This is a genomic window from Aliikangiella coralliicola, assembly GCF_007004725.1.
GTDB classification, from domain to species: Bacteria; Pseudomonadota; Gammaproteobacteria; order Enterobacterales; family Kangiellaceae; genus Aliikangiella; species Aliikangiella coralliicola.
Genome location: NZ_ML660160.1, coordinates 39658 through 58438, shown reverse-complemented (window position 1 = coordinate 58438; position 18781 = coordinate 39658). Strand labels below are relative to the sequence as shown.

General features: G+C 42.2%; 9 protein-coding genes. 3 read left to right on the top strand and 6 right to left on the bottom strand.

The window, feature by feature from the left end; translation table 11 throughout:
* Positions 1 to 32 precede the first annotated feature (32 nt).
* From FLL46_RS00220 to FLL46_RS00200, 5 genes are all read right to left on the bottom strand, one after another.
* Positions 33 to 959, bottom strand: coding sequence for a hypothetical protein (locus tag FLL46_RS00220; RefSeq protein WP_168203972.1), 927 nt, complete (start codon positions 957 to 959; stop codon positions 33 to 35).
* A gap of 121 nt (positions 960 to 1080) precedes the next feature.
* Positions 1081 to 1533, bottom strand: coding sequence for a YybH family protein (locus tag FLL46_RS00215; protein ID WP_142891407.1), 453 nt, complete (start codon positions 1531 to 1533; stop codon positions 1081 to 1083).
* Positions 1526 to 2440, bottom strand: coding sequence for a bile acid:sodium symporter family protein (locus tag FLL46_RS00210; RefSeq protein ID WP_210418553.1), 915 nt, complete (start codon positions 2438 to 2440; stop codon positions 1526 to 1528). The genes FLL46_RS00215 and FLL46_RS00210 overlap by 8 nt, the downstream gene beginning before the upstream one ends.
* A gap of 158 nt (positions 2441 to 2598) precedes the next feature.
* The gene (locus FLL46_RS00205) at positions 2599 to 3747 is read right to left on the bottom strand and encodes a lipase family protein (protein WP_142891405.1); all 1149 of its coding nucleotides are present in this window, start codon (positions 3745 to 3747) and stop codon (positions 2599 to 2601) included.
* A 286-nt stretch (positions 3748 to 4033) separates the two neighbouring features.
* Positions 4034 to 4915, bottom strand: a complete 882-nt coding sequence (locus FLL46_RS00200; protein WP_142891404.1) for a S1 family peptidase — start codon at positions 4913 to 4915, stop codon at positions 4034 to 4036.
* Between the two features lie 359 nt (positions 4916 to 5274).
* Between FLL46_RS00200 and FLL46_RS00195 the strand changes: the two genes are divergently transcribed.
* Both FLL46_RS00195 and FLL46_RS00190 read left to right on the top strand, forming a co-directional pair.
* On the top strand, positions 5275 to 5637 hold the full coding sequence (locus FLL46_RS00195; RefSeq protein ID WP_142891403.1) for a DUF3192 domain-containing protein: 363 nt from the start codon (positions 5275 to 5277) through the stop codon (positions 5635 to 5637).
* A 172-nt stretch (positions 5638 to 5809) separates the two neighbouring features.
* Positions 5810 to 6127: a hypothetical protein gene (locus FLL46_RS00190; RefSeq protein WP_142891402.1), complete on the top strand. Its 318-nt coding sequence runs from the start codon at positions 5810 to 5812 to the stop codon at positions 6125 to 6127.
* A 131-nt stretch (positions 6128 to 6258) separates the two neighbouring features.
* Here FLL46_RS00190 and FLL46_RS00185 read toward each other — a convergent pair whose 3' ends face one another.
* Positions 6259 to 10377, bottom strand: a complete 4119-nt coding sequence (locus FLL46_RS00185; RefSeq protein ID WP_142891401.1) for a two-component regulator propeller domain-containing protein — start codon at positions 10375 to 10377, stop codon at positions 6259 to 6261.
* A 497-nt stretch (positions 10378 to 10874) separates the two neighbouring features.
* On the opposite strand from FLL46_RS00185, the gene FLL46_RS00180 reads away from it, so the two are divergent.
* The gene (locus FLL46_RS00180; protein ID WP_142891400.1) at positions 10875 to 18740 is read left to right on the top strand and encodes a polymorphic toxin-type HINT domain-containing protein; all 7866 of its coding nucleotides are present in this window, start codon (positions 10875 to 10877) and stop codon (positions 18738 to 18740) included.
* Positions 18741 to 18781 lie beyond the last annotated feature (41 nt).

The following is an 18781-nucleotide window of genomic DNA, read 5'->3' as shown; positions in this document are numbered from 1 at the left end:
TTCTCCCATATAAACCTAATAAAATTATGAAATCAGTTAAGAATATCATCAAAAGTTAATTCATCAAGGTCACCAGATTCAATAACTTTTTTTAATTGCGATTTTCTTTCTAATATTTTCAAAAATTTTTCTTCTGGAAATTGACGTTTAACGACTTCAACGTAGTCTACCTTAGCATTGCACTCTTCGCCCAAATGTAACTTCAGGGCGCAGTCAGTCACCTCAATCATTCGCCATGATTCTTTGGACTCATCTGAGCAGTCATAACCATAATCACATGCTAATAATGCCCAGACACTTTTCGCTGCGTCGTTCTTACTCAAACTTGATAGCATAGACATGGCGTCATGGTGCCTGCTATCAATGGCATTTTTTAGTATTAACAGCGTCTCGTGATCTCTTGTCACATCTCTGGACAACGCTAAATCGACCAGTTGAGAAAGCGCGAAACCACTTTGGGCAGACAACTTAAGCCAATCTTTATAGTGACCAAAAGTGACAATATTTTGGGAGTTAAATCCTGCGCATCGCGTGTAAAGCCACTCTCTGATTTCAAAAGCCTCTCCACTATCATAGGCGCTAAGATGTTGTTCACCTGAAGACAAATCACAGGTAATAATCACTTTTGCAAGATAATATTGCGCTTCTGGATCACCATTTTCCGACTTTTCTAATAACTCCAATCCTAAGGAATATAGGTCATCAGAATTTTGAAATATTTGCTCTAACTCACTCAAAGGTGGAATTGATTGAGTCGATTGCACAGTTTGCTCAACCGAACTCATCAGGTCTTTATTATTTTTTGCAGGCGCAGACAGCTCAATTCTACTCGATTTAGTTTCTTTTAATTTAGCGCCATTCAATTTATTTTTATCATTGCTCACTTGTGCGAATGAATTTTCATTGAATGACTCTGTATTAGATTGAAGCTCATTTTCAATCCATAAAGTTGCGCTCAAACCGATGGCAGCTCCAGCCAAAATAAAATATTTGAAATATTTCCTGTTCATAGCGCTACAAGTTTTATCGAGAAGATAATACTGATTGTAAAAAAAGCGACCAGCCTGTCAATATTCAGCTCTATTGATTAGCACCAGACTCTATCTTGGTATTTTGATCATGAACCAGAAACCATCCACCTGCTTCCTTTTTAAATACCAGAAATAGGAAATGCTCTAAGTGATAAGGTTTGCCGCCACGATCTTTTTCATTGTAGTCTACTTTAAGCAGCACAGTTCCCATCTCTTTGGTTTCCTCGGTTTTGATCACTTCGGGAGAAAAAGTCCAACCATCCTCGGCAAACCATTCCTTTAACATCTTACGATAAGCAACCGGATCGTCAAAATACTTACCATTAGGTAAAATAAAAGGCAGCTGACCGTCTTTAATAATGGTGGACTCAAAAGCTTTAAAGTCTTTGCTTTTAATCGCATCAATATGCTTGTTGTAGGTACACTTAAAATCACAAGCACTGGCTACGCCAGAAAATAGCGCAGTGACAGCTATCAAGATTGATAATTTCTTTCTATTCATTTTGTTTTCCTTGTGTCGTGTTTCGGCTCCAAATTGACGCAAATATCGAACCGCTAATATTATGCCAAACGGAAAAGATCGCGCTGGGTATCGCTGCAGCCGGAGAAAAGTGAGCCTGCGCCAACACTGCCCCGAGCCCCGAGTTTTGCATCCCAACCTCCAGCGCAATTGCTCGGCATTCCTCAGAACCTTGTCGAAGTAATAACGAAATAAAATAGCCTGATAACAATCCAAGTAAATTATGCAAGATCACTGCAACGAGGATTAGTACCGACATAGTGAGGATATTATCGACATTTGCCGCCACCACAAAAGCAATGATTGCAACAATTGCCAGCACTGAAATCGACGGCGACCACTTTTCCCCCTGGCTAGCCAGCTGTGGAAAAAATCGTTTAAACAACAATCCTAACAAAACTGGTACTAAAACAATTTTGACTATTGATAAAAACAAGCTTCCCGCGTCAATCGGTAACCATTGTTGCGCATAAAACAAAACCAAAAATGGTGTTACCAACGGAGCAAGAACTGTAGAAACTGCGGTCATGGCGATTGAAAGCGCGACATTTCCTCGCGCAAGATATACCATCACATTAGAAGCGGTGCCGCCAGGGCAAGCGCCGACTAAAACGACTCCAGCAGCAATTTCAGGCGGCAACTCTAACAATAACGCCAATCCAAATCCAAGCGCAGGCATCACGCCAAACTGAAGTAAAACTCCCACAACGATAGGAACCGGTTGCAACAATGCCGACTTAAAATCTTCAAACTTCAGTGTCATTCCCATGCCAAACATGATGACACCCAGCAACAACGCAACTAACGGCTTAATCCCTAAAAAAAGACCTGGTTGCCAGTATGCAATAACCGATATCAAAATCACCCAGACGGCAAAAAACCGCGTCAAAATAGTTGTTATTTTTAAAATTATTCTACCCTCAAAATAATCAAGGCAATCGCAATTTACCCCGCTAACAATTCCACTCCACTAATTCCTAATCCACAATTCCTAATTCCTAATTCCTAATTATTAATTCCTAACTAATAAAATAACATCATAAAAAATCACTCCTCATTCCCAACCCTGGTTTCGCCCCACTTTTTCAAAGCGTTGGTGTAGCGCGAAATTTTATGGTCGCTGACAAAGCGCTTTTCGAGTGAAAAATTAAACCAGGGCTCATCCATCCAAAGCATGACACGCTGGTAAATACTGAAGCTGTAACGTAACTTAGGCTCATTACCCACGTAGATGATTCGGCTGGGATAACCAATCTGGTTCATCCGTGCCATATCCTTCAAAAGCTTTGCGACTTCTTTTTGTTTTTCACCGCCGATAATACTGGTAAGCCGAGTAAAATAATGCCACAAAAAACCTAACGCATGGACCATCGCCGGATTAGGCAATAAAGGTACTGGATCGCGCGCGTTAACAATTCGATAAATAGGTGTCTTAATACCATCCTGAAACTTGGGAGGGCTAACAGCGGGCGCACCAAAAGTATAAGTGCTACCAGAAGAATCTCCAGCATAAAACTTAGTTGCTAAATTGGCTAACGCACCACCCAAACTATGGCCACTGATGTGTAATCGACAGTCTTCAACTTCTTTTAATAGCTCGGTGACAACAGGATCAGCATCCATAAATTGTTGCCAGAAACCAGAATGCACTTCGGCTTTAATTCCACTGTCTTTGTATTCTACTTCGATTAATTTCGCAGAGATATCCGCCTTAACATCACCGAAACTTTCTGTTCCCCGGTAAATCAGGTAGGCTTCGCTGCCTTTTTTTGCGACAAAACCTTGCGTATCATTTTCATTAAAAACCCCCACCAGTTCGAACCCATGGCTAGTGAGTATTTTCTTAAATGAAGATTCGGCGGCATCTTTGCCAATTCTCTGACTACCTAATAGCAGGTCGGCAGCTTGTTTAATTTTTTTAAATAGCGCATCGTTATCAACAATTGACTCAGCGATATCAAGAAATTTTTCGATTTGGTGGCCACCCTCAAATGGAAAGTAAGCAAGCCTCGAAAACTCTGCCATTAGCCAGGCCTGGCGATCACTAAACGCCGCCCGATTTACCGGTGGTTTCATTAAACTTTTTGACTTGAAATATTTCTCGCTAATTTCCTTTTCTTCAACCGCCGGCTCAGTACTCGTTTGCTCTACTGGATTTTCTGTCGCTTCTTCAGTTGGTTTGTCTTTGTCGGTCATGGGTGACTCCCTGTTGTCTTTTAAACGATCTTATTAAACAGCATAAAGCGGTTTTAATAAACGGCATAATGTGTATGGTTAGATTGTTGTCCAGCTCACTCCTGTCATACAAAGGTTACCTCAAATAATACAATTGTTGAATTTTATTTATTCGAAAAAGGTGAAGTTCAAGAAATAAGAAAGGCTTCTATCTCAATGGCGAGAATAAAAGCCCAATCAAATATTGGTGTATGAGATTTTTTTTTACAAAGTAATGACTGACAACATCATTTTGTCGATTTACGCGTCAGTTTAACTCCATCGTTTTTTTAATCCAGGGATAGAGTTTTGAAATTCTGATATAAGATTCTTTCCAACCGTACCGGTTTGGATTTCCAGATATTAACGGTGAACTATCTTCATACCCGCCGCCGGAACTCACTCCAACTAAGGCTCTTCCAGACTGAGTCGAAACCAAAGCAGGCCCACCACTATCGCCGGGACCATTGACCCCTTCAAGCCTTAAGGCATTTGGTGAAGAAGGCGGTTCAAAGTCGAAATGTAATACATTTTCATCGACACTGGTGATCAGGTTTTCCGCTTGCCTGAATTTGCCGTCATTAACTGGCTCTTCAACTGAAATTCCTTTTTCACCCGTGGCATAATCTCCCCAACCGAGCAATAAGATTCTCTTGCCAATCTCGTCAGTTTGTTTATATAGAGGAACAGGCTTAACATTGTCCACAGGCGATTCTAATTTCAGCAATGCGATATCGTAGCCCCAATCTTTGACGTTTTCTCGATATTCCATAATATTGCCTTGCTTGTCTCGAATCGCCTCAAACGAACCGAATTGTGAAGGGATAAAAACAGCGGTTACCTTATTATCATGACCATTTATGGTGACTTTGTGCGACGTGTTTTCGCCAATTAAAACCGTACAATGAGCAGCAGTGACAGCCCATTCTTTATCAATTAGTGTTGCAACGCATTCTTTAACTTCACCGTCGACAAACAGCGGAAAAATAGCCGGGTACTCTGATTCATTAACCAGGTAACTCTCAGGTTTTACATCGTGCCTGATAACCATTGTTTTTGCTGAAAAACTAATCGTCGCAGCAATGAAAGAAAATAATACGCTCGCCACTCGGCAGCTGTTTTTTAATTTGAGCTTGGTGATATGGTGCATAGAGATTACCTTATTAAATCAATTAACGAAAAATAACTTAACGGCAATTGTTGTGCCAATACTAAAACTCCCACCTCTCTCATCGGCCAATAGCATCGCACCAATATTTCCAGTTCTTAATTAAGGAAACTCCCCTGATATCAGGAATTTCATCGAATTTAAATTGAGTTGTTTGGATTGCGAAATCTAATTCGCCTGAGCTTTGGATGAGGAAATCCATTGCAAACCAATACATATTTTGAAATATATTTTTAATTGTCGTTCGCTTGGTGTTATGGTTCAATACAACACCATATGACAAGCAATTCGCGCCATCACTGGTTTGGATCGCGGACACACTCCATTTAATGAGGAATGCTATGAAAAATCTACTCAACCTTTCCCTGGCAATATTACTAACGAGCTCACTCAGTGGATGTATTATCGTTGATCGAGATTACGATAGAGACAGTGAAAACTGGCGCTCCCAACAGAAAGAAAACCGGGAAATAATCAGCGACCTGGCTTTGCAAACAGAGCGTTCAAAGGTATTGGCCAAACTGGGCGCACCTCACTTTTCTGAAGCCTTTACCAAAGAAGGTGTTGAGTATCGAGTGTTGTACTATCGTACTCAGCATCGCCACTCAGATGGTGATACGACCAAAGATGAAACAACCCCACTTGTATTCAAAGACAATAAGTTAATCGGCTGGGGACAGGAAATTTTAGCCTCTGTTCTGTAACTTTCACCAGACCAGGCAAAGCTTTAGATTTTATAGCGCCAACGGCATTTGACTATTTCGGACAAATCGATGATTCCAGCGGCCAACTTCCACCAGTTTAGTGGCGTTAGGCCTTTTGGTATGAGAATCTGTGATTTCAAAAAGCAGAGATATTAATTTGGAGAAGTGTTTTATGAAAAAAATTTTTTGTACAGCGACATCTTTAGTACTAGCGGTATCCGGCGTGCTTTTTTCTGAACCAGTTAACAGCTTACCTGAAGGCGATCAAATGGAATTAACCTGCACCCACATTAGCTACAAAGACGGCGCCGTGTTTGAAATCATTGATTATTACCAAACAGTTGACCACTACGTTGATGAAAGTGATTGTCCTGACGCTGAAACCCATGCCGGGGTTCAAGTATCTCACTCTAAGACAGATACACCTCACTGTATTGTCACAACCCACATAGTCAATATTCCCGGCGAGCCAGAAGGAGCGCCAGATTAAACCATTAAAAAATTTTGACCACCTTTAGTAAACCAACCGAAGTTCCAATTCAGTAGAACTTCGGTTAGTTAAAACGTTTAAGTTCATTTGCCATTGTTAATCCATTCTCGCAATCAACAACTGCTACTCAACTATACCTTTCCTGTTTCTTTGTACTGCTTGGGCGACATGCCATATTGCGCTTTGAAACAACGAGAAAAATGCGCATTAGATACAAAACCGCAGCGATCAGAAACAACCGCAATCTGATTTCCATCAACGAGTAATTTGGTCGCTTTTCTCAGGCGAAACTCTCGAACATAATCACTCGGATTAAAGTTAATCAAGGCTTTCAGTTTTCGTTGAAGTTGACGCTCGCTCACCGCCATTGATTTCGCCATTTGCGCTCTATCGAACCCAGGGTCAGCAAAATTCTTTTCTAACAATTGATCCAGTTTATCGATAAACTTCTGGTCAATTTTCGACAACTGCAAATCTTGCTTGTTATTACCCTGGGCCACCTGATGGCCAAGCTTATTTTTGCGAATATCCCGCAAAATCAGAATGTTTCTTACTCGCAATTCCAGTTCTCGGCTATTAAAAGGTTTGGTCAAAAACTCGTCGACTTGCTCTTGCCATCCTTTCAATCGGCTTTCTTCATCTCCTTTAGCCGTTAACAAAACGATTGGAATATGGGAGGTACGTTCGTCGGAACGAATCACCCGACAAACCTGAAACCCGTCAAGCCCGGGCATCATCAAATCACAGACGATTAGATCTGGAACTTCTGTGAGAGCCTTCGCCACCCCTTCTTGCCCATCACTTGCGAATAAACAGTGATAACGACTTAAAGATTGAGAAATAAATAAACGCATATCGGGATTGTCATCGACGATTAAAACTGATTCTGATTTGTCTTTTGCATCGGTCTCTTTTAGGTCAACTGGTAATTGTTGAGAATTGACTTCTTCATTGATTGAACTGACTAATTGATTAACCGTTGTGCTAACTGGTCGAACACTTGAGTTAGAAACTGAATTTAAATCCAGCGGCCAACGCACCGAAAATGTAGTGCCGCGACCAACCTGACTATTGACTTTGATTTCAGCCCGCTGAAATTCAAGCACCTGCTTCACGACTGATAAGCCGAGCCCTGTTCCCGGCGTGTTTTGATTACGTTTTAACCGGGTAAAACGATCGAATATAAATTGCAGCTCATCTTCGCTAATACCTGGCCCGGAATCAATCACATCAATTGAAACTGTATCGGCGTTTAAGCTTGTGCGGATCTTCACCTGTCCACCACGCGGTGTATATTTAAGCGCGTTTGAGATCAAATTTCCGATAACAGTCTCAATAGAATCTGGAGTCGCCTTGACAATAGTGTCTCGAACACTTTCCTTATCATTGTTCTCACCACTCTCTAACCATAGCTGAATACTTTTCTCATCGGCAACAGACTGAAAAGACTCTACCAGAAAATTTAGAATAGGCTCCAACGGCTGCGGCAAAAACTTTTCTTCGGAATGCTTACTTAACTTCGCCAGTATTAACAACTGATCAACCATGCCAACCAACCGATTAGCATTTCGTTTAACAATCGATAATTGCTGTTTCGCTTCACCATCAGGTAACTGTTTTATTAAAGCTTGGACGGGACCCAATATTAATGTTAATGGTGTTCTAAATTCGTGGGACACATTCGCAAATAATTCGTTTTTTCGGGCGAGCAATCCTTCAATAACCTGGTTTTTTTCTTTAATTTCAGAGGTACGCTGTTTGACTTCCAGGCTTAGTAAATTTGCACGGCGTTTTGCCGCTGCAGTGCGCACGTGAATCAGGGCATAAATACTTAGTATTAACATAAGAAAATACAATGAAAAGGCCCACCAACTGAACCATGGCGCAGACTGTATTGAGATTGTCAGTTCTTTGGTTTGTTCACTCCAAATACCGTCCTTATTGGCAGATTTAACTTTAAACACATAATCACCAGCGAAGAGATTCGTGTAGGTCGCAAGCCTAACAGAAGTATAGTTCCATTCCTGATCATAACCTTCCATTTTATAAGCATAGGTATTGCGTTGCGGATCAGCATAATGAAGTGCGGAAAACTCGAAACTAATATCCGAGTCTCTATGAGAAAGAAATAAATTATCCGTCAGAGAAATCGGCGCAGCGAGAGAAAAATCAGCGAGGTCAGACTTGACCTTTACCGGTTTATTAAACCGATAAAATTGTGTAATCACGGTTTGAGGCGAAACGGCATTCAGGCTGACTTTTGAAGGAAAAAACGCGTTGAATCCTCTTCGCCCACCGAAAAATAATTCGCCATCTGCGGCACGAAAGGACGAACCGCGAATAAAAGAATTACTTTGTAAACCATCTCTAGTATCAAAGCGGTGTGAAACTTGCTCATGCGTATTAAATTTAACTAACCCTTTATCACTGCTGATCCAGAGTTCTCCCGGCTTCCCAGGTAATATCGCCCCAAATCGATTATTGACAGGCAGCTTAACATCCGCGAAATTTTTTATTGTGTTGGCACGAGTATCAAAAGCAAATAAGCCTTTGTAGTTCAACCCCAACCAGAGAATATTTTTGTGGTCAAGGAACATGGCGCCAACCTCTGCTGACAAAACCGGGTTCACTTTTGTGACAAAGTTGAATTCGCCGGAATTCCGATCAAATTTCGCCAATCCTTTTTTAGTAGCGACCCACACAATCCCCTCTTGGCCAAACAAAACCGAAAGCGCACCTGTTTGGTTCAGAACAGTATCTGAGCCGGTAACCTGCGTTAATTCTCCACTTTTTTTATCTCGAATAAATAAGCCAGATTCTCCCGCCAGCCATAACTTACCATCAGCATCTTCAGTAATTGAATATGTTGGTTCATTATTATTTTTTATTTTGAATCTTTCAAAAGTTTCAGCTTGACGGTTAAATCGGTGATAAGCGGTTCTGCTGCCAACCCAAAGAACTTCATCATTGTCAAAGTGAAGAGAGAGCACAATATTGTCAGCTAACGATTGGTGATTGGTTTTATTGTGTTGATAAACTTTGCATTCTCCATTGCGTCGATTGTAGTAAACCAGCCCACTTTCTGATGCAATCCAGAGGTTATTTTCTTTATCCTGCCGAACCGCGTAGATTGAGGGGCTAGGCAAACAACTCACGCTATCGGCATTATCATTGTGCAATCCGAAGTTAAGACTACCAATATCCAGCCGGCTCACCCCGGCACTGAAAGTCCCCGCCCAGAGTGTGCCACTGTTATCAACCAACAATGAAATAGCGAAATTATCACCAAATGAATGAGTGTTGTGCTTATCGTAGCGATAATTGGTTACTATATTTTCACTATCGATGCGGTAAAGTCCTTGTTCAAAAGTCCCAACCCACACGTTGCCAAATTTATCTGATGATATCGACAAGATCATCGGCGTTTTTATCGAATCGAATGTCTGCAAACGACTTCGCTGAGGATCGTAAAAATATAATCCTTGCCCGGCCGTTCCAAACCAGATTTTCCCATCTGTTGCCTCGTGAATGACCCGAACAACCGAGTGACCTTCCATTAAGGTAAAAGGCGTCACTTGATCCTTATTATGATCGTAAACAATAACTCCTTCATTGGTGCTAATCCACAAAGTGCCAGACCGAGACTGCTCTAACGCATGAATGGGTAAACCTTTGAAATGACTTTCTGGCTGCGCAGGTTGCACCGCATTTTTATTCAGATAACTTGCTTTTAGTTCAATCCGATTGAACTTTTGTTTTACTGGATCAAATCGATCGAGCCCGTTATCGGTGCCAACCCATAGACCGCCATCTCGACTGTACTCAAGTGCAGTAATTTTATTGGATCGAATGCTTTCCTGATCATCGGCTCTATACGTAAAGCGAGTGAATGTTTCTGTCAGTGGATCATAACGGTTTAACCCGCCTTCATGGGTACCAATCCAAAGCTGGTTATCTTGGCCTGCTTTTAGTGAACGAAGTGAAAAATCAGATAAAGTTGAACTATCATCCGGGTCAGACTGAAAAACTCTCATCTTGTGGCCGTCATATCTGGCTAGCCCATTTTCGGTAGCTATCCAGATAAACCCTTGCTCATCTTGTTCAAGAGCCCACACTGTTCTGCCAGGAAGGCCCTGTTCAAGCCACAGAGTTTCAAACCTGCCGTTTGATAGAGCTAACTCTGGCCATACCAATAGCGATAAAGCAGCAACGACAATTGGGATAATATTTTTTTCCAGAATGTCCTTCAAAATATGTGTCTTTCAAAATGTGTGTCTTTCAAAATGAATACTGTAAATCGCATTAAATTGAAATTATTGAGCAGGTTTTTGTGAATAAGCCAGAGCCTGTTGATCTTTAGAAAATCAGCCCCTGACTCAACAGATACTAATGGAATTCATCATATATGTGTATAGATAAAATATTGAAACGACCACAGGCTAGCGAAATAAAGCTTTTCAATAAAAAAAATCATCAAACTCATTAATTAACATCATTCATTTTGTCCCACCTGGATAAGGTTTAGTCCTATCAAGTCAATTAACCGACGTCTTCAGGCAAGTATCTGTCCTTTGTCGACTCACTCAATCGATTGATCATCACGCAAACTAACAGGGTAACTGCGCGCATTGACTGATGTGCTGAATTGTCATGATTAAGTTCTCTCAAAAAAAGTTGAGCGAATCTATGACAGACAACCGATTGACATGATTTATGGCTGCCAATCATTTGACCTGAGGTAAAGAAAATGAGAACAAAATCTTCTCGCTCCAACATTCTATTCTTTTCTTTATGCACCGTTTTGGTTTTATTTGCGAGTATTAATGTTTTTGCAAAAAATCACCAAACCAGCGATCTTTATTTTTTTTACATTAACGGAAAAATAGGCGAAGGCGGAGAGCAACGCGCTTCATCGTTAGGCACACCGATTCCACTCCACCCAACTTCAGACACTACCGATACGACACCTCGTTTTTCATGGTCCAATGTCACCGGCGCTGAAAATTATCGACTGGAAGTCAAACAAGGCAGCACGCTGGTTTACGATCCAGAACCAGTGACGTCGTCTACTTTTCACACTGGCGCTGCTCTCACTGTCGATCAATGTTATACCTGGCGTGTGCGGGCGGAAAGTAGTCAATCTTCTCCCGGCGCCTGGTCGAACAGTCAGTCTTTTTGCGTTGTTCCACCCATTGCTCAGCCAACGGGAATGGAGCCAGAAGGCAGCACTACCGATACCACCCCTTTATTTGATTGGGATCCAGTGGACAACGCTACCTACTACAATCTGCAGATCACCAGAAATGGTACGCAGATTGAGTACATTCAACATCTTTCCGCCTCTCAATATCAATTGTCCGCAAGCCAGGCATTAACTGCAGGTCAATGTTATGAATGGCGCGTCAGGGCTCACCTTAACGCTAGCGAACATGGACTTTGGGCCGAAAAGCAATTTTGCATAACCAGCGCAACACCACTGCCAACACCGATAACCCTCAACCCATCGGGCAATACAACGGATACAACACCTCGCTTTTCATGGAGTGCTTCTTCCGGTGCAGAAAGTTATCGATTGGAAGTTAAACAAGGTAGTACTTTGGTTTACAACCCAGCCCCGGTCACTTCGTCAACTTTTCACATTGGCGCAGCGCTGAATGTCGACCAGTGTTATTCCTGGCGTGTTAGAGCAGAAAGCTCTCAAGCACCTTCGAGCAACTGGTCTACCGAGAAATCCTTTTGCATTATTCCGCCAATCGGCCAACCAAACGGATTAACACCTCAAGGCAGCATTACTGACACCACACCGCTGTTTAACTGGAATCCGGTTGATAACGCAACCTACTACAATCTGCAAATCTCCAGAAATGGCACTCAGGTTGAATACTTTCAGCATCTGACCAACACCCAATTACAGTTATCCTCAAACCAGGCGCTCACTGCTGGCCAATGTTATGAATGGCGCGTTAGAGCTCATCTTAATGCGAGCGAACATGGCCTTTGGGCAGAAAAACAGATTTGCATTACCAGCTCAACCCCATTGCCAACCCCGGTCACTCTCAATCCATCGGGTGATACAACCGATACCACACCGCGTTTTTCATGGAGCAACTCTTCCGGCGCGGAAAGTTATCGATTAGAAGTTAAGCAAGGCAACACACTAGTTTATAACCCGATGCCGATCACTAGCGCGACTTTTCACATTGGCGCGACGCTCACCGTCGACCAATGTTATAACTGGCGTGTGCGCGCAGAAAGTTCTCAGGCGCCATCGAGTAACTGGTCTGCGACAAAATCATTCTGCATTATTCCGCCAATCGGCCAGCCAAACGGGTTAACGCCAGAGGGTAATATCACCGACACCACACCATTACTTAACTGGAACTCGGTAGACAATGCCACTTACTACAATTTACAAATCAGGCAAAATGGCACCCAGATAGCTTACATTCAACATCTCGCCGCTTCCCAATACCAACTGGCGGCCAATCAAGCTTTGACCGCAGGACAGTGTTATGAATGGAGTGTACGTGCTCACCTTAATGCTAGTGAGCATGGCCTCTGGGCAGAAAAACAAATCTGTGTGACAAGCTCGACACAACTTTCAACACCAATTCTGGTTTCTCCAACAGGTAACACCGCAGATACAACGCCAAGATTTTCCTGGTCAAACTCCTCAGGCGCTGAAACCTACGAGATCGAAGTAACCAACGATTCAACATCATCGGTCGTTTTTCAGAACACAGTGACTCAAACTCACGTAACAAGCAGTACATTACCCAGAGATGAGTGTTATCACTGGAGAGTCAGAGCACACAGCTCTCTCGCCCCTTCCAGTTCGTGGTCAACACCAGAACAATTCTGTGTAGTTGACCCTATCAGTGCGCCGACAGGCTTGACTCCGCAGGGCACAATCAATGACACAACTCCGAATTTCTCCTGGGATGCGTTGGCCAATGCTGAATATTATAATCTTGAAATTTTGAGCGGTAATCAACTGCTGCATAAAATTCAAAATATCACCACTAACAACTACACATTACCCGCCCAAAAAGCACTGAGCGATGGTGAATGTTATGTGTGGCAAGTCAGAGGCTATCTCAATTATGCAGAACATGGCCTATGGACGCAGCAGTCAATTTGTGTGGATGAAAGTGCGGCAGTTTTATCGGTTCCGCTTAATCTCTCACCGGGTGGAAATATCACTGATACGACGCCGACTTTTTCCTGGAATCCAGTTAGCGGCGCGGAAAATTATCGGCTACACGTCACGCAAAATTCAACACTGATTTATGATCCAGAACCACTGCCAACGACTAATACTTATACTGGTTCTGAGTTAACGGCATCTGGTTGCTATGACTGGAAGGTCCGCGCGGAAGCTTCGGGTATGGTGCCGAGTGATTGGTCGGAAATTAGGACTTTCTGTTATGAAGATAGTCAGTCGAGTAATAAGACTGGAGAAATATCTCCTTTTACCAGCAGCTCAAACTCCCTAGGTATTACAGCCAACGCGCCATACACGTCGATCAATGAGTTTACCGGTAAAATACAGTTGGATGGGCCCTCCGTAGGTGAAGGCCTCTTGCAAGTAGCGCCACACTATATTGCTCCAAACAGAAACTATGTAGAAGATGGATCAGCAAGTGCAGATATCGACATTGACGGTCAGCTGGGCGTAGGTTGGTATCTTGGCTACGGTTACATAAGCATCGAAGCAGCCTATCTCACATCTGAAAACGATACGATTCATAAACTAACTAGTGAAAGAGTTTTTTATATTGACTCCACCGGTAACGAGCGTCCATTTTACACAGACAGTCATTTCACTGATGATGTTTTACTCAATCAATTTCCGGGACCAGTTTGTGCTCCAGGCCAAACACACAGTTGCGTACAACACAATAGAATCAGGGCTTTTCATTATATTGATGACCGGTTAAATAGAATCACCAGAGATGATGCTGATTTTGGAGAAGGAAAGTACTACCTGTTATTTACCAACGGTTCAAAGATCACTTTTGAGCCTTCCGGCAGATACAATGTTACTAACCGCGCCAGATACTACCCAACAATAATCGAACAGAGTAACGGACGTAAACTGTACATTAATTATCGTTACCCCTTGTCCTCTAATAATAAACCTGCGATCTCGACGGTGAACGACTCATGGTCTCGCCAGCTCATATTTAACTATGACTATGCCGGCGCGTACTCAAACTACGTTAGTAGTCTGTCGATGAAAAAAGGAACTGAAACAAAAACACTAGTGAATTTCAGTTACCAACAAGTCGCTAATAACCAAGGAAAGCTCAATGTTCACTTAAGAAAAATTTCGACACCGTCAGGACGAAGTCGTATTTTCGATGTTGAATTACAAGGCAATGATTTATACCCCTTTGTCACTAAATTAATCGTCGAAAATGGTGGGCAGGTCGATTTCGATTATTCTCAAGTAACCTTAAAAGAAAGACTGCCTTATGAGCGAGAGACTTGTGCTCTTTTACCTCCAGCAGTTTGTCAGGCAGGCTATTTACAAACCAAAACTCAGACTCGTATCCAAAAGGTCTCGCATAGCGACGGTTTCTATGAATTTCAATATTACCAGCACGATAATGGTTCAGATGATCACCAGTTTGATGTGACTGTAACTGGCCCAGAAGGTTATCAGCGCGAAACCCAATATAGAAGTCCGGACTTATCTGATCCGGGTGATGATAATCTCACTATCGGCAAACCATTGGTTAAAACAGAGACCTATGACGGTGAATCAAGAACCGAAGAATGGGAGTATGGTCACTTATTCGGACACGGACAGGTTACAACTGAGGGTGAAGAAAATTTCAAGCGCTCCAGGCTAGTCACTCGTTACAGTACATCAGAGGATGGAGTCTGGATTGATACCACTTTTAACTATAAACCTTACGCCGGTTATTTCGCCAATCAGCTCGAAAATACAGCTCGGTTTGTAAGGGGGCAAGAATCGCAAGGTATATTACGCAAGTTCCAATATATTAATCGAGTAACAACGAATTTTGAATGGAACGAACAAACAAAAGATGACGAATATGTTCTTGAGCTGATGCAATTAGCAGAAGAACAATACCCGGTTGGTGTCAGTTTAAGAAAATCTGCATTCACTTACTACACTGACAAACCTTTATTAAAATGCAATAAACAACTCCGATCTTCAGCGGTATCCATCAATACTGGATACACCTATTTTACCGCTGGTGAGAACAAAGGTATGATACAAACAATTGCAACTGGTGATAGTAGCTGCATCGCTCCCGCCTCTTCTCCTTATGCAGTTTCATACAATGATTATGTCAACGGGCATGCATCAACTATCGATTATCCACTCGGACCGAACGAAACTAAAACGCTCGACTTAATGAGCAATGTTACCAGCCACTCTCGTAACGGGGTCACAACGAGCTATCTATACGACGAAGATAATCGACTTACAACTACATCGAATCCTGCACGAGAAGATTATCTCACACTCTACAACCCACAGATGGTCACTACCGGATTTGTGATCGAATCGAAATGGGAAAACCAACCTGACAAAACTGTTGTCCAAGACAAATGGGGACGAGACATCCTGGTTCATCAATCTATAGATGAAGGAGTCGACATGCGAACTAAAACCCAATATTCTGCACTGGGGCTAGTTGAAAGTGTTTCTATATCCGACTGTCCTGGAGCTTTAAAATTTTGCGCTCGAAGAACAATGACCTACGATGTTTATGGACGAATTAAAACAACCAATGTTCTGAACGCAGATTCTTCCATACTGCGCCAAATGGAATACGATTATGTCCGTTTAAGTAACGGCCATATGAAAACGATAAACAAACAAAGAGAGGGCTCAACCGGCGCCTGGGTTGTGAAAACAAAGATTGTTGATTTGCTTGGTAGAGTCGTTTTTGCAGCAACAGAAAACGATAGTACTTCATTTAGTTATACGCGCGATAGTGAGACCGGTGGGATAAAGCGGACTATAAATCCAAGTGGTGGACAACCACGCACAATTACTTATGACTGGCTTGGTTCAACCATTCGCGAAACACACCCAGAAATCGAAGGTAATATTACTTACGAATATGACGAACGAAACCTGTTGAAAAAGGTTTCAGGCTCCGGCTATAAGTACCACTACCAATATGACCAGTTAGGCCGATTAATCCAGAAAAACTGCGAAAGAAATAACAGCATACAGACCTGTGAAAAATATGAATTCGATTCGTCCAATCGTTTAATTCTTGCGGAAGTCTTTAACACTTCAGAAACTGGCAGCGACTGGCTCAAACAACACAATGAATTGTTTGACCCAATGAATAAACCTGTCAAAGTGAAACTGGAAATTGATATTGACGGCAATGGTACCTCTCCAACCAGAAGTTTTACAACGACTTATGGTTACAATTCATTGGGACAAATTAATACCATTACCTACCCCAATAGTAGCAATAAAGTCGACTACCAATACTCCTTTAATGGCGCTCAAAAATCCGTCAAATGGACGAGCAATAAGATAACTAAGAATGTCGTAGATATTTCTTTTAATCCTCTCGGTCTGATAAGCACTCTCACTTATTCCGATCAAACAAACACTCAAGGTGGAAACGCTGTTTGGTCATACGACGCTATCGGACGAATGTTGAGTTCCAGTTTGAATTTACAGCAACTCTCTAACGACATAGAGTTCAAGCGTGCATCGCCAGAATATTCAATTGCTAATGTCACCTATAATAACCACGGTAGCATTAATTCTTACACAAGAGAGGATAAGCTCTATACTCAACCAACCGACTTTTCCTTTGGTTATAGTACAACCAATGAGCTAACTTCTTTGACTGTTGGACAACATAGTATCAACTACAACTATGATACTTATGGCAACCTGACATCTCGCGGCGAGCTGAATACCGGGCTACTAACGATTCCGAAACTAACCACTCAATATTCTTCAGGTAATCCTTATCAAAATGACAGTTGGACGTATAACGATGAGGGACAAGTAACCCGTGACGGGATGTATGAGTATAGTTTTAATAGATTAGGGCGGACTCATTCAATTCGCGCGATGAGTAAAAGCGGCAATGAGCAACGCTACCTATATGATTCTATAGGCCACCGAGTCGCTACCATCAAAGAAGATGAGGTTATTTATTCTGTTAGAGACTTGGATGGTACTGTATTAAGTGAGTTCAAATATCAATTGGCTAACGGTATCGAAACACAACTCCAACAAAACCGTAAAGACTTTCTTTACCAAAATAGCCGCATTCTTCTGACCTCGGACGCGGACAAAGGAAATGAAACTTATTACCTTGATAGGTTAGGGAGTCCTGCTGTTACGTGGTCTGATAGTGAGGTTAAACACCATGAGTATAGTCCTTATGGAATGTCAATGCTCTCAGCACCATCCCATATAGGTCCCGGTGGATACACTGGGCATGAAGCCGATTCAACCGGGCTGACTTACATGAAAGCACGGTATCAGGATCCAAATTTTGCTCGCTTTCTGGTCCCCGATCCAGCTAGAGACTTTAATCCCTACAATCCGGGTAGCTACAACCTCTATCAATACACGAGAAATAATCCGGTCAATGCCACTGATCCAACAGGTCTTAATCCCTGGTTACTTCTTAAAGTTTATGACGCCGCAGACGCAGTCGCTACATTTGTTGATACCGCGCACACAGCTTACATACGACAAAAAGTATATGGTGACGGTGGTGAATGGCTGATGAAAGAAGGACTTGCTAAAGCCGGAGAAAAAGCCACAGAAAAACTGCTCTTCGGTAGTGCCAGTAACGCGGTTGGCCTTCTGAAAAAAGGGCGAAAACAATTTAAAAAACGAAATAAAAACCGAAGAAAAGTTGGCGACTGTAGCTTTACTCAAGACACCGAAGTGCTCTCGATTGAAGGGAGGAAAGCGTTCAGCAAGTTAAAAATTGGTGATCTTGTTTATTCTCGTGATGAATCAGACAATGGCACTGCGGGATGGCGAAAAATTTTAGGTATCTATTCTAAGGAACATGAACAAGTAATCCACTTAACACTCGAAAATAAAATTGGGATGCAAGAACAGATTACAACAACAGAAGAGCATCCATTTTATGTCGAAAATAAGGGATGGGTTACTGCCGATAAACTCATTGTCGGCCACTTACTCTCCAGTGTTAATAATACAGTTTTAAAAGTCGTTGATATTCAGTGGGAAAATCAACCTCAATTTATGTGGAACATTGATGTTGAAGATCTCGATACTTACTATGTGGGCGAGTTAAATACCTGGGTCCACAATTGTGAGAAAGATTATCCAAACCTGGGAGCAACAAATATTGAAATCGATGATAACGGTATGGCGTATGTTGATATTGAAACAATGTATGCAGCAGAGGTCGGTGATTTTAAAGAATTAACAGAAGATTTACTCGATCAAGGCGCTCGTAAAGCGACTATTAGAACAGGTGATGTCGTTAACGAGGAGCTGCGCGACAGGTTGGATCGGGCGTTGTCGAGCGGCAAAAAATTCCTAGGCGGAACAGTAGAGCCAGACGATGAAACAGGAGGGTATATCATAACCACAATACTTGACTAACTAAAGCCATAGATAACAGGCACACTGTCTTTTACAGTATG

Bases quoted from the DNA above. Each gene is read 5' to 3' on its own strand.
- FLL46_RS00190 (WP_142891402.1), top strand. From the start codon at position 5,810: ATGAAAAAAATTTTTTGTACAGCGACATCTTTAGTACTAGCGGTATCC.
- FLL46_RS00195 (WP_142891403.1), top strand. From the start codon at position 5,275: ATGAAAAATCTACTCAACCTTTCCCTGGCAATATTACTAACGAGCTCA.
- FLL46_RS00200 (WP_142891404.1), bottom strand. From the start codon at position 4,915: ATGCACCATATCACCAAGCTCAAATTAAAAAACAGCTGCCGAGTGGCG.
- FLL46_RS00205 (WP_142891405.1), bottom strand. From the start codon at position 3,747: ATGACCGACAAAGACAAACCAACTGAAGAAGCGACAGAAAATCCAGTA.
- FLL46_RS00215 (WP_142891407.1), bottom strand. From the start codon at position 1,533: ATGAATAGAAAGAAATTATCAATCTTGATAGCTGTCACTGCGCTATTT.
- FLL46_RS00180 (WP_142891400.1), top strand. From the start codon at position 10,875: ATGAGAACAAAATCTTCTCGCTCCAACATTCTATTCTTTTCTTTATGC.